This window comes from Bacillus salacetis (assembly GCF_003581585.1).
Taxonomy (GTDB): Bacteria; Bacillota; Bacilli; order Bacillales; family Bacillaceae_B; genus Rossellomorea; species Rossellomorea salacetis.
Genome location: NZ_QXIR01000034.1, coordinates 40984 through 54423 on the forward strand (window position 1 = coordinate 40984; position 13440 = coordinate 54423).

At 44.3% G+C, this 13440-nt stretch carries 12 protein-coding genes; all 12 read right to left on the reverse strand.

The annotated features are described in order from the left end of the window. Nucleotides 1-95: 95 nt before the first annotated feature. Nucleotides 96-1181, reverse strand: a complete 1086-nt coding sequence (locus D3H55_RS19405) for a BMP family lipoprotein (RefSeq protein WP_205685510.1) — start codon at nt 1179-1181, stop codon at nt 96-98. 58 nt (nt 1182-1239) lie between these two features. Then, on the reverse strand, nt 1240-1962 hold the full coding sequence (locus D3H55_RS19410; protein WP_119548956.1) for a GntR family transcriptional regulator: 723 nt from the start codon (nt 1960-1962) through the stop codon (nt 1240-1242). A gap of 488 nt (nt 1963-2450) precedes the next feature. Then, nucleotides 2451-4799 carry an FtsK/SpoIIIE family DNA translocase gene (locus D3H55_RS19415; protein WP_119548957.1) on the reverse strand — a complete coding sequence of 783 codons (2349 nt, stop codon included), beginning with the start codon at nt 4797-4799 and terminating at the stop codon, nt 2451-2453. Nucleotides 4800-5038: 239 nt separating this feature from the next. Further along, on the reverse strand, nt 5039-5245 hold the full coding sequence (locus tag D3H55_RS19420; protein ID WP_119548958.1) for a YlzJ-like family protein: 207 nt from the start codon (nt 5243-5245) through the stop codon (nt 5039-5041). Next, on the reverse strand, nt 5242-5976 hold the full coding sequence (locus D3H55_RS19425; protein ID WP_420808777.1) for a ClpP family protease: 735 nt from the start codon (nt 5974-5976) through the stop codon (nt 5242-5244). Before D3H55_RS19425 ends, D3H55_RS19420 begins: the two co-directional genes overlap by 4 nt. Nucleotides 5977-6114: 138 nt before the next feature. After that, the gene (locus D3H55_RS19430; RefSeq protein ID WP_119548960.1) at nt 6115-7782 is read right to left on the reverse strand and encodes a ribonuclease J; all 1668 of its coding nucleotides are present in this window, start codon (nt 7780-7782) and stop codon (nt 6115-6117) included. A 163-nt stretch (nt 7783-7945) separates the two neighbouring features. Next, complete coding sequence (locus D3H55_RS24520; protein WP_119548961.1) at nt 7946-8131, reverse strand: hypothetical protein; 186 nt, start codon at nt 8129-8131, stop codon at nt 7946-7948. Then, on the reverse strand, nt 8118-8960 hold the full coding sequence (gene dapA / locus D3H55_RS19440; RefSeq protein ID WP_119548969.1) for a 4-hydroxy-tetrahydrodipicolinate synthase: 843 nt from the start codon (nt 8958-8960) through the stop codon (nt 8118-8120). The genes D3H55_RS24520 and dapA overlap by 14 nt, the downstream gene beginning before the upstream one ends. Before the next feature lie 43 nt (nt 8961-9003). Beyond that, nucleotides 9004-10242, reverse strand: coding sequence for an aspartate kinase (gene dapG / locus D3H55_RS19445; protein ID WP_119548962.1), 1239 nt, complete (start codon nt 10240-10242; stop codon nt 9004-9006). 99 nt (nt 10243-10341) lie between these two features. Then, on the reverse strand, nt 10342-11394 hold the full coding sequence (gene asd, locus D3H55_RS19450) for an aspartate-semialdehyde dehydrogenase (RefSeq protein ID WP_119548963.1): 1053 nt from the start codon (nt 11392-11394) through the stop codon (nt 10342-10344). Between the two features lie 268 nt (nt 11395-11662). Further along, a complete protein-coding gene (gene dpaB / locus D3H55_RS19455) occupies nt 11663-12259 on the reverse strand; it encodes a dipicolinate synthase subunit B (protein WP_119548964.1) in 597 nt (198 codons plus the stop codon). Between the two features lie 5 nt (nt 12260-12264). Next, nucleotides 12265-13158: a dipicolinic acid synthetase subunit A gene (dpaA, locus tag D3H55_RS19460; protein ID WP_119548965.1), complete on the reverse strand. Its 894-nt coding sequence runs from the start codon at nt 13156-13158 to the stop codon at nt 12265-12267. Nucleotides 13159-13440 lie beyond the last annotated feature (282 nt).

Sequence of the window (13440 nt, forward strand, 5' to 3'; positions counted from 1 at the left end):
GCAGAATTCATTAATTCTACTTTTTATTTAAAACTTTTTTCAAAAGCTGGCCGGGGATGTTCTGATCATGACCTTCCCCGGCCGTTGACTTGTTATTACTCAGGCTTTGTTGGAACTTCAACTTCGCCATTAACAATCTTTTCTTTCCACTCTTCAACTGCAGCCAATACTTCTTCAGAAAGATTATCCTGTGTCGGAGCAATTCCCACACCATCATCTTCCAATCCGTATTCAACGATTTCCCCGCCAGGGAATTCGCCTTTCATTGCTCTTTCAGCAATATCGATTACAGCTGTATCCACACGCTTAACCATTGAAGTCAAAGTGATATTCATTTCTTCTCCATCAACTGTTACAGATCCTTCAGCAGCCTGGTCACGGTCTACACCGATAACCCATAGCTCTTGATCAGGATTTTGCTGTTTGCGGTTCTTCGCTTCAGTGAATACACCATTTCCTGTACCGCCCGCTGCATGGTAGATAACATCGTTGCCAGCTTGGTACATGGAAGCAGCCATTGACTGGCCTTTATCCGCTTTATCAAAAGCACCAGCAAACTGGATGTCCACTTCAGCATCAGGATTAACAGCTTCGACGCCTGCTTTGAATCCTGCAGCAAATTTGTTGATCAAGTCAGAATCAGTTCCCCCGATGAAACCAACTTTGTTTGTTTTGGTAGTTAGGCCTGCTGCCACACCAACAAGGAAAGAACCTTCATGCTCTTTAAACGTTACGCTTGCAACGTTGTCCATTCCTTCAATAACGCTATCCACGATCACGAAGTTGCTGTCTTTACGCTGCTTTGCTACTTCTTCAATTGCAGGCTGCAGCTTATAACCGATTCCATAGATAAGGTCGAACTTGTTACGAACAGCTGTATTCAGGTTTGTTTTATAATCAGCATCTGATTTAGATTGCAGGTAATCGTATCCGTCAGTTCCTTTTTCCAGACCATTGTCCTGCCCGAACGCTTCAAGGCCTTCCCATGCTGACTGGTTGAAGGATTTGTCATCGACACCGCCGACATCCGTTACCATTGCTGCAGTGAACTTATCTGCTTGTCCGTCTTTAGCCGGAGCCACGTCCTCAGAATCATTGTTGCCGTTGCTGCCGCATGCCCCTAGAAGAGTACCTGCTGCAAGAACCATAGAAAGTGCTAAACCAAATTTACGTTTTTTCACCTTGGTTACCCCCTGTAAATTATGTTGATGTAGTAAGAAAAATAGACTTGCAAAATGATCAGACCCGCTTTCTTAACACTTGGAAGCTGAACTTGTCTGAACGGAAATAGTTGACAGAATATAAGATCGGACTATCGTTTTCATCAAAATGAAGCTGCTTCAGGACAAGCAGTGCAGATTCTGGATCACAATTGAGTATCGGCGAAATCCTTTCGTGGTACCCCAATGGTTCAATTTGTGTCACAGCGTAGGTGATGCGTTTATTCTCTTCCTGTTCCAGAACGCGAAAGAGAGAATTCACTTCAGTTGTGAACTTATGCGGATAAACACTTGATGGCATTTTATCCACACAGTAAACCACTGGTTCACCGTTCGCCGTCCTGACCCTTTCCACCATGACGATGTCTTCTTCTTCCAATGAAAAACGACGGATATCTTCATCTGTCGGGCCTTGAAAACTTGAGCTCAGAAAAATGGTCCCAGGTTCCATGCCGGCCTGTTTTATCATATTCGTGACACTGTTCAACTGCTCGATACCGGAAGTAAAGAGCGGTTTAGCGTTTACAAAGGTGCCAACCCCGTGTCTGCGTATGATGACATTATCTTCTTCGAGAATCCTTAAAGCTTCTCTCAGTGTCGCCCGGCTTACTCCAAGCTGTTTAGCAAGGTCGAATTCAGAAGGAAGTTTCTCTTTTTCTTTATACAAGCCTTCTTCAATATCTTTTTTCAGACGGTCGATCACTTGTAAGTATAAATGCCTATTGTCTGCTTTAATTGTCATCCAAGAACCACCACCATTTTTTCTCAAGACACCAGACTCTGATGTATATCTTTCCTACTAATCCAAAATACTATATCATTTTTCAAAAAATAAATAAATAGATTAATGGATTTTTGTCGAAAAAAGCAGATAATCAAAACTTTCAAAATTTTCAACTGCGGTCCAACAGGCTTTTAAGAAATGGTGACATCCTCCGAATCAGGCTTTCATACAGACAAAAGAAAATGTAAACGCTTTTAAAAGTATAACACATTGACCGTCCCCAAGGATAGAGGTCTGACCTCATATTTCTAAATTTATTTTAGATTTAGTGAAAAAACGCTTACACTTCTGAGTTCGAATCCTTATCAGGCTACTCTAATTAAACAGAAGATTTCCGGGGCGGAAGGGGGTCAAATAGTACAGGGAATTTCCAAATCAGATGGTTAGGTCTTTTGCCCCGGCACTAAAAAAACTGCCCGGAAAACTTCCGGACAGTTTCATTATACCTATGAAGAATGTTCTTCTGAGGGCTTGCCAACCAATACAGTCCTTGGCTTGCTTCCTTCATAAGGGCCGACCACCCCTCTTTCCTCCATAGCATCGATCAATCTGGCAGCCCTTGTGTACCCTATTCTGAATCTTCTCTGCAGCATCGAAACAGAGGCCGTCTGCATTTCTGCTATCAACTGGACCGCATCATCATACAGGTCATCCTCCACTGAAGCAGCACTGTCTCCTTCCGGCACTTCATCGGGAATCATCTCTTCCTGATATTGTGCCCTCTGCTGGCCGATGACATAATCTACGATCTCTTCCACTTCATCATCTGATAAGAATGCCCCCTGAACCCTCGTCGGTTTCGAAGCACCTACCGGCGTGAACAGCATATCTCCGCGTCCCAGGAGCTTTTCTGCTCCCCCGCTGTCCAATATCGTTCTGGAGTCGGTCTGGGAAGACACCGCAAACGCTATCCTTGAAGGTATATTCGCTTTGATTACACCTGTTATGACATCGACTGACGGGCGCTGGGTAGCAATGATCAAATGTATTCCGGCAGCACGTGCCATTTGGGCAAGGCGCGTAATTGCATCTTCTACATCATTGGAAGCAACCATCATCAAATCAGCAAGTTCATCTACTATTACGACTATAAATGGAAGTTCCGGCTGTTTCTCCTCATTTTCTTTATTATGGCGTTTGATATGTTCATTGTAACCCTCAATGTTTCTTGTACCTGTATGCGAAAACAGTTCGTACCTTCTTTCCATTTCGCTGACAACCTTTTTTAAAGCCTGTGATGCTTTTTTGGCGTCAGTAACCACAGGTGCTAAAAGATGAGGGACACCGTTGTATACATTCAACTCAACCATTTTCGGGTCGATCATCATTAATTTGACCTCATGCGGCTTTGCTCTCATGAGGATGCTTGTTATGATTCCATTGATACATACACTCTTCCCGCTGCCTGTTGCCCCGGCAACAAGCAAATGCGGCATCTTATTCAATTCTGCCAATACAGCCTCTCCCGTTATATCACGGCCCAGACCGATTAAGAGCTTGGAGTTTGGTTTATCATTTGACTTCGATTCAAGGACTTCCCTCAGTGATACCATTGCCACCTCAGTGTTGGGGACTTCAATCCCAATTGCTGACTTTCCCGGAATCGGGGCTTCGATCCTGATATCCTTTGCGGCAAGGGCTAAAGCCAGATCATCACTCAGATTCACAATTTTGCTGACCTTGACACCTGTATCAGGGTGAACTTCATACTTGGTGACAGCCGGTCCCAAATGGACCTGGGTAACTTTAGCTTTAACGCCAAAACTCTGAAAGGTTCTTTCCAGCTTGGCTGCATTGGCATGGATCATCTTATATTCATTGCTCTGGTCGGTCTGGCTCGGCCTGCTTAATAACGAAATAGGGGGAAGTTTGTAATCCTTATTCTCCACTTCTGTAAACGTGATGGGCGGTGCCTCATCGTCCCCCTCGGAAGATGGTTCTCCGCTGTTATCACCGGCAGGGCCGGAGGAAATGTCATGTTCTTCCTCCAAAGGGGGATGAGCGGTTTCTTCAGGATAGGCCCTCTCATTGAAGCTTGAAATGATCGGCTCAACATTAACTTCCTCAACTGGTTCCGATCGGGATTTGTCATTATCTTTCTCTTTGGCAATTTCGTTCTTCAGTTTCTGCTTTTCCTCTTTCTTATCAATTCTTTCTTCTTTCCACTCTTTCAAATCCTGGCGGAAAGCGGACCATTGATTCCCGAAGAACTCGGAGGCAGCTGACCCCATCTTCCCCAGTGCCGATCCGAAAGACTTACCGGTTATCAGGACAATCCCAATGGCTATCAGTGCCATACACAGAATTTTTGTTCCGGCGGATTCAAACAGGAAGAAGGCAACAGCATATAGGATGGAACCTATCATTCCCCCGCCAAGATCTGATGTGCTTGCTTCACCTCTGACTTCCATCCAGTACAGTTCCCAAGTGTTTGCTATGACACTCGGATTCTGGAATGCCCCGTCATTTGAGAGAAGTTCAAACAGTTTCACATGGCTGAGCAGCAATGTGCTTATCAAGATTATGTAAATCCCTGAGAGCCTCCTGGAAAAAAACGCAGGCATTTCCCGTTTCACCATCATGTATCCTGCTATTAACAGCATTCCTATGAACGCAAGCATATACCATTCGCCGAGAAAAAAACGGAAAAAGAGGACAAATGCCTTGCCCACTGCTCCCAGTTGTATAATGGCTATCAAGCTCAGTGCTATCAGCAGCATGCCGAACAATTCATATTTGATTGTATGTTTAATGGTTGTGGATTTTTTCCTGCTTCTTCTTTTTCTTTTCGCCAACGTTCTTTCACCTAAATTCTCTAATATTATGCATCTGCCTATGGTTTTTGAACTTCCCGTCCATTCCGGGACTTCATCGCAAAGATGAAGAAAGGGCTGGCATTCACCGCTTTATCAAAAAGCTGAAAATACCAGTCCCGTGTATCAGGAGAGATCAACAAGCAGATTTCAAATTAATGCCGATTTCTCCATATATTATATCACATACTCCCATTGGCGAAAATCAATGGTTGGAAACATTACATCTGCAGATACTGCCCAGGACAGACCTGCTCATTCAAGTAATCAGCCGGATCACTGCTCATTACCCTGAGCACCCTGTATTGCTGCTGGGATTGTTCGACAAGAAGGGGTATACCCTGCCATTCGACAACCTTCTGCTGAGCGTATTCACTTTGGTCTGCTGGAAAGATCAATTCCTGAGGAACAGTTGTATGAAGGATCACTGCAGCATCCCTTCTTCCTTGTTACCGCTTTTGAGATTAATCAATTCATTCAACTTTTTGATGGCTTCGCCCACACCGCCGACTCCGTCAATTAATCCATAATTAACTGCATCTTCGCCTACCACATTGGTTCCGATATCCCTCGTTAAATTTCCTTTGGCAAACATCAGTTCTTTAAAGTCCTCTTCAGAAACTTTGGAATGCCTGGTAACGAAATTCACAACCCTTTCCTGCATTTTATCCAGGTACTCAAAGGTTTGTGGAACACCAATGACCAGCCCTGTCAGCCTGACAGGGTGAATCGTCATGGTCGCAGTTCCGGCGATGAAGGAATAGTCACATGAAACCGCGATTGGCACACCAATGGAATGCCCCCCGCCAAGGACGATCGAAACGGTTGGCTTCGACAGTGAAGCGAGCATTTCCGAGATGGCAAGCCCTGCTTCTACATCCCCTCCCACTGTGTTAAGGACAACAAGCAATCCTTCAATCTTTGGATTTTGTTCTATTGCAACCAATTGAGGAATGACATGCTCATATTTCGTCGTCTTATTTTGCGGCGGCAGTTGCATATGCCCTTCAATCTGACCTACAATCGTCAGGCAGTGGATGTTTGAATCGCTTGAAAGCTGGGGTACATTCGTCTGGCCGAGCTGTTGAATTTTTTCCATCAAACCTGATTTACCCTCTTTTTCTTTTTCCTCACTTTTGTCTGCTTGATTATGTTTCATACTAAAATCCATTACTCGAGACACTCTCCTTCTTAAGCAATAATATTTTTTAGTATCTTCCTGATCAGAGGTTTCATTCCCCCAAAGACGAAAAAAGAGCAGGCTTACTGCCCTGCTCTCCTTTCATATGCCGGTCGTTCACACTTCCATGATAATTGGAAGAATCATCGGCCTTCTCCGTGTTTTGCCAAACAGAAGGTGACTCAGCTGATCACGGATATCCTGTTTGATATTGGACCATTCAAATTTACCTTTTGCCAGATATCCATCGACGATTTGTTTGACGAGCTTTGTCGACTCGTCCATCAGTTTTTCCGATTCGCGGACATAAACAAATCCACGGGAAATAATTTCCGGACCGGATACAAGTGTCTTTCCTTTACGGCTGAGAGTGACAACCACGATGAAGATCCCATCCTGTGACAACAGCTTTCTGTCACGCAGGACAATATTCCCCACATCTCCTACACCGATTCCATCGATCAGGACATTGCCTGCCTGCACCCTCCCGCTCATTTTCATCTTTCCGTCTTTATATTGCGCCACATCACCCTTGTCAAGGATGAATACACGGTTATGGGAGATGCCGATAGAGTTCGCCAGCTTCGCATGGGCAATCAGCATTCTGTATTCCCCCTGGATAGGAATGAAATACTTTGGTTTCATCAGGTTAAGCATTAGTTTTAAATCTTCCTGGCTCCCATGCCCTGATACATGTACTTTTTTGTTCGCTGTCAGGACGTTGGCACCGGAACGATAAAGCATGTCCACCGTTTTGGCCATGGTCAGCTCCATTCCATGGGAAGGAGTCGCAGTGATCAGGACAGTATCCCCTTCCTGGATATTCACCAATTTATGATTCTGTTTGGACATTTTCTGGAGTGCTTCAAAAGGTTCGCCTTGATTTCCAGTAGCAATGACAACAAGTTCATCTTCACTGTATTTGGATATATCCTGAATCGGGATGATTACATCTTCTTTGATTTGAAGATAGCCGAGGTTCAATGCAATCTCATACACCCGTTCGAGACTTTTGCCAACAACTGCCACCTTACGATTATTCTTAAAGGCTGCATCGAATACCTGCTGGATCCTTATCAAGTTAGAAGCATAGCTTGCCACGATGATTCTGCCCTTTGCAGCATGAAAAGCGGAATTCATTTGATTTGCCGTCACTTCTTCGGAAGTTGTATAACCAGGTCTTTCGGCTTCTGTGCTATCTGATAGAAGACACAGGACGCCATTATCGCCGATTTTGGCCATTTTCCCAATATCCGGACGATAGAGACCTCTAGCTGCCTGGTCGAACTTGAATTCGCCAGTATGGACAATCGCGCCTTCGGATGTATTGATGCAAACGCCTACTGAATCGGGAATGCTGTGTGTTGTCCTGAAGAATGTCACAGTCACACCATCAAAGTTCAGTTTGCTGTCCGAGTGGATATTGTAGAATTTGATATCTTCCTTGAATTCTTCATCCTTCAGCCTTCCCTTTACAAGGGCATTAGTCAGCTTTGTACCGTAAACAGGGGCTTTTATCTTTCTAAGGACATAGGTGATTGCACCTATGGCATCTTCATGTCCGTGTGTTAGGAAAATTCCCTTGACTCTCTCTTTATTTTCGATAAGGTACTGAATATCCGGTATCACCATATCAATCCCGAACATTTCGTCCTCTGGGAACATAAGCCCTGCATCTACAACAAAAATCTCCTCGTCCACTTCGATTACATACATGTTCTTGCCAATTTCCCCTACTCCTCCAAGGGGAATGATTTTTATACTTTCATTCTTTTTCTTGCTCAATGTCGTTTTCCTCCTATGCTGTAATTCCCGATCAATAATCAGTTAGATACATTATACTTTATTGAATTTTATCTTTACAACGAAAATCATCTTGAACGGTCAATAAATTCTAAATATTATGCATTTCCTGACCTGTTTCACCGATCTTTGACGGTCTTCTTTACTATTCTCCATACCCCTGTAAATCTCCTTTTAACTCTTTGCTTCTATGTTCTTCCTTATAAAAAGGCTGCCTCGCAAAGTTGCTGCTTTCTGAACAATAGGAATAGCCTGTTGAAAAGAACCCAAAAAAGCCCCCTGTCAGCCTTGCTGGAGGGAGCCTTCTTGGTTTTGATTCAATTATGCTCAAGGACGTTGGAAAGACGTTTTCTTTCTTCCTCTGTCAAAGGGATGAGCGGGAGCCTTACTGATCCGACATCCAATCCCTTTAATTGAAGGGCTGTCTTGACTGGCGCAGGGCTCGGGGCTGCGAATAACTCATTCATGATGGGCAGCAGCCTTCCATGAAGCTTAGACGCTGGACGAAGTTCCCCTTGAAGGAAATAGCGGATCATTTCCTGCATTTCATTCCCAATGACATGGGAAGCAACCGACACGATTCCAGTTCCGCCTATAGAAAGGACTGGGAGGGTCAAGCCGTCATCCCCGCTGTATAAAAGAAAGCCGTCCGGTGTATTAGCAATGATCTCCGTCATGGCATCTAGATCACCGCTCGCTTCTTTGACTGCCGTAATGTTCTCAATTTCTGAAAGTCTGATGATGGTTTCCGGGGCGATTTTCGTTACTGCCCTGCCTGGTACATTATAGAGCATGACAGGAAGGCTCACAGCTTCAGCAACTGCCTTAAAATGCTGATAAAGCCCTTCCTGACTCGGTTTATTGTAATACGGTGCGACTACCATGATTGCATCGATTCCCGTTTCAGCCGCTTTCCTGGTGAATTCAACAGATTGGTAGGTATTGTTGCTTCCTGTTCCTGCAACGACGGGCACCCTGCCATTTACGGTTTTCACGACATGGTTGAATAAAGCTAATTTCTCCTCTTGAGACAAAGTAGGGGATTCACCTGTTGTTCCACCTACAACAAGAGAGTCAGATCCATTTTCGATCAAATAGTTTACCAGCAGTGCAGTTTTTTGAAAATCAATGTTTCCTTTATTATCAAATGGCGTAACCATTGCTGTTGAGACACGGCCAAAATGCACGTTTTCCCACTCCTTTTCATTCTTCTATAAACAGTGTACCCTGCTCTACTTCCAATTGAAAACAGTCATGAAGGGCATTGACTGCCATTTTCAAGTCATTTTCTTTAATGAGGACCCATATTGTTGTGTGGCTGTCTGCAGATTGAAGGATTCTTATATTCCTTTCCGAAAGTGCTGTCACAATGGCAGCTGTGACTCCCGGTACCCCTCTCATTCCTGCTCCTACAACCGAAACCTTTGCACATTCTGTCTCGATTAACGGATCATGGCCAAGATCCTTCAGTACCCGGAATGCTCTTGACGTTAAATCCGCTGGAACTGTGTAAACGACCCCCTGCGGTGATATATTGATGAAATCGACTGAGATGTTCTCATTTGCCATTGCCTTAAACACCTCTGATTGCAGATTATACTGGTCTTTTCTGGCAGAAACCTTTATTTGCGACAAGTTCCCCACATGGGCAATACCTGTCACTATGCCGCCTTCCAGCCCTTTTTCCTTCTTCTTTTCAAGGGATGTCACCAAAGTTCCCGGGTTGTCGGAATAAGTTGAACGGATTCGGATCGGGATCCTTGAATCCATTGCAATTTCAACTGCACGTGGATGAATGACTTTTGCTCCTTGATTCGCAAGGTTGCAAACCTCATTATACGAAATCACGGAAAGCGGCCTTGCCTTTTCTGCCACCCTCGGATCAGCAGTCATAATTCCTTCCACATCTGTGAAAATGTCCACCCAATCAGCTTTCAATGCAGCACCAAGTGCCGCAGCAGATGTGTCACTGCCACCCCGCCCGATCGTCGTGACTTCTCCTTTGGGAGACAATCCTTGAAACCCAGCCACCACAACGGCCTCATTTTCCTCTAATTCAGATAATAATCGATTGCAGTTCATATTGATGATCTTAGCATTTGTGTGGTCACTGTTCGTAAGAAAGCCCGCCTGAGCTCCTGTTAATGCTGTCGCTTTGATTCCCTGCTCCCTCAGAAGGTTTGTGAATACGACAGTGGAAATCGTTTCCCCGCACGAAAGAAGGATATCTTGTTCCCTGCTGCTTACCTTTGTTTCTTTACCGTTGATTAATGAAAGCAGTGTATCAGTAGAATAAGGTTCTCCCTTCCTTCCCATGGCGGAAACGACGACGACTACTTTGTAGCCCTCTTGAATAGCCCTCAATACATGTCCTGCAGCTTTTGTACGGCCTGCCTCGTCACGAACCGAAGTCCCCCCGAATTTCTGAACAGTTATCTTCATGTCTACACCCCAATGTTTTTATTATAAAAACAAGAGGCTTGCTGGAGATCATATAAGGAAGTTTAGAGTGTCCATTGGTTGATATACCTCAATAATCGCTTATTTCCTGGTGATTAGATTCAGCTTGATCAGGCTCTCGGCAATCTGCACAGAATTCCATGCAGCGCCTTTCAGGAGATTATCAGAAACCACCCACATATGGAAGCTGCGGCGGTCATCAAGATCCTTCCTGATTCTTCCTACGAATACATCATTGCTCCCCACTGCGTCTGCCGGCATTGGATAGAGCTGTTCTTCAGGTGAATCTTGCAGAATGATACCAGGTGCATCTTTTAACAATGTCTTGATATCTTCTGCTGTTACATTCTCATCTTTAATTTCAAAATATACACTCTCGGAATGTCCTGTGACAATTGGCAGCCTCACACAGGTCGCCGCCACTTTCAATTCAGGCATGGCCATGATTTTCTTTGTTTCATTGATCATCTTCATTTCTTCAAATGTATACCCATTCTCCTCAAAGTTATCAATCTGTGGAATGGCATTAAAAGCAATTTGATGATGTTTCTTCCCGCTTTTTACAGGAAGCACCTCCGCTTTAGCCTCTCTGCCATCCAATATTGCCTGGGATTGACTATGAAGTTCATCAATTGCTGCAGCTCCAGCGCCGGAAACAGCTTGATAAGTAGAGACGATGACTTTATCAAGTCCGAATTTCTTCCGGACAGGTTCAAGAGCAGCCACCATTTGTATAGTGGAACAATTAGGGTTCGCAATGATGCCATTATGGTTCCTGATTTCCTCTTCATTCACCTCAGGCACAACCAGTGGAACGTCCGGGTCCATTCGGAAAGCACTAGTGTTATCGATACAGACCGCTCCGCGTTTGGCTGCTTCCGGTGCCAGTTCTTTTGATACGCTGCCGCCGGCACTGAACAGAGCAATATCGATATCGTCAAAAATTTCTGGTTTTGCCTCCTGGACAGTTATTTCTTCACCTTTATAAGTAACTTTTTTGCCCGCTGAGCGTGCAGAAGATAAAAGGGTCAGCTTATCAATGGGAAAATCCCTGCTTTCCAGTGTTTTGATCATTTGCTGGCCGACAGCGCCTGTTGCGCCGACTACCGCTACACGATAACCATGTGTGTTCATATTATATTCTCCTTCCAGACCATATAAATCTATAATAGTAATATTCGGAATGAAAAACATTTTAATCATTTACCGTAATAAAGAATATTTTAACATAAACAATAGTCCGACAATATTATTTTTTCTTGAATAGTGTTGGAAGTCTTTTACTCTGCTGTAACATGCCGGCAGCAGGCCGAGTCTCTCCTGCTGGGCAAGCCAAAACCGCCCCCTTGAATGGAGCGGCATTTTTTTATAGAAGCATTCTAAAAGTGTTAACAGAGATGAGTCATGAATCCAGATACCTTTCCACTACTACTGGCTGCAGTTGTTTTCCTTCCATCGCAGCTTCCACTGTATCCATTAGCCTGTTCATTCTGGCTACCATTGATTTTGGCTTTTTCTCAGGATCATCCTGACCGAATGGTATGAAGTAAATATCTTTTGTAGAGATTAGCCTCATAAGATTAACCCCGTTTAAACCTAATGCGTCATTTGTGGATATGCCGAGCACAACCGGACGGTGGTTCCTTAATGTTGCTTTAGCAGCCATCAACACAGGGGAGTCTGTCATTGCATTTGCAAACTTGCTCATTGAGTTCCCTGTCAAAGGAGCTATGACCATACAGTCCAAAGGAAGTTTCGGGCCAAGGGGCTCTGCCTTTACAATGGTGTCCACTGCAGCGTTTCCTGTCACTTCTTCAATTCTCTTGATCCAATCTTCTCCATCTCCGAACCTGGTGACCGTATTCATTACAGTCGAAGTGACAACGGGAATGACATCGGCCCCTTCCTTGACCAGTCTTTCAATCTCTGGAAAAACTGCATCGTAAGTACAGTGGGAACCAGTTAACCCGAATCCGATTCGTTTTCCTTTTACACTCATTCAAACTACTCCTTTCTTGATGATAAATCTTGAAGCAAAAGTTGGGATAGTACATTTGCGAGAATCTGTCCCGCTGATTTCGGAGCTACTATTCCAGGGAGCCCTGGTGCAAGCAGCGCTTTTACCCCCCGCTTTTCTGCATACCTGAAATCTGTACCGCCCTGCTTTGACGCAAGGTCAATGATCAATGTGTGGGCAGGCATCCTGGCAATGACACCGGCATTAACGACCTGAGCCGGTATCGTGTTAATACACATATCACAGTCGCCGACCTCTTTCTCAAAATCATCCAAATGAAACGGTTTAAGCCCCATTTCGGTTATGCGGGCCAAATGTTCACTTTTTCTTGCTCCGACCTTTACCCTCGCCCCCAAATGATGAAAGGATCTCGCTACACTCATACCAACACGGCCCAGCCCAAGTACGATCAGATTTGAACCATGTATCGTAAAGTCTGTATGTTGAATAGCCATCATGATTGTTCCTTCCACTGTAGGAATCGAGTTGAAAATTGCCACATCATCCCGTTCAAATAATTGAATAAGTTGTCTATTCGCCGAAGAAGTAATCTCATCCAGATACTTATTTGTAATGCCGGAATAAATTTTGCAATGTGAGGGAGTGCTTTGCAATATTTCTTCTGTCAGCACGATCCTTTCGTTAGAGAAAATCGTCTCAATTTCCCCTTCCAGATTCGTCCCCGGAACCGGGAGGATGATGCCATCTACAGTCTCAAAATCGACTTCATCTATCTTCTCTTTCAGCGCACCTGTAAAAGCATGGTCCAATTGTTCAAATCCTATCAAGGAAATTTTCGCATCGAGCTCAGTAAGCTTTCGAATAATCTCGAGTTGACGCGCATCTCCGCCTAAGACTGCGATCTGCATTCCAGTCAACATCAATGCTTTCACCTTCTTTTAACGTAATCGCGTTGCACCTGCAAAGGTTTATCACTTCAACATTGTATGAAGGGCAGGGGCAATAGGTGAGTAGCCTTAGGAAAATAAGGAATAGAGATAAATCATTGTATGTAAAACCCTCTATTTGGAAGTCTTTTTCGTGGACTTTGCTCCTATTTATTAGATATCAGATATTTTCCTGGTAAATCGTTGTCACGTTAAACCCCAGGGAAGCAGGAAAGAAAAGTGCTGCTCTTTCTTTTTCGAGAGTAAAACCTTTGA

Excerpts from the sequence above, each read along its gene's own strand:
- D3H55_RS19410 (WP_119548956.1), bottom strand. The coding sequence starts at position 1,962 with ATGACAATTAAAGCAGACAATAGGCATTTATACTTACAAGTGATCGAC.
- D3H55_RS19425 (WP_420808777.1), bottom strand. The coding sequence starts at position 5,976 with ATGAAACATAATCAAGCAGACAAAAGTGAGGAAAAAGAAAAAGAGGGT.
- dapA (WP_119548969.1), bottom strand. The coding sequence starts at position 8,960 with ATGGTTACGCCATTTGATAATAAAGGAAACATTGATTTTCAAAAAACT.
- dapG (WP_119548962.1), bottom strand. The coding sequence starts at position 10,242 with ATGAAGATAACTGTTCAGAAATTCGGGGGGACTTCGGTTCGTGACGAG.
- asd (WP_119548963.1), bottom strand. The coding sequence starts at position 11,394 with ATGAACACACATGGTTATCGTGTAGCGGTAGTCGGCGCAACAGGCGCT.
- dpaB (WP_119548964.1), bottom strand. The coding sequence starts at position 12,259 with ATGAGTGTAAAAGGAAAACGAATCGGATTCGGGTTAACTGGTTCCCAC.
- dpaA (WP_119548965.1), bottom strand. The coding sequence starts at position 13,158 with ATGTTGACTGGAATGCAGATCGCAGTCTTAGGCGGAGATGCGCGTCAA.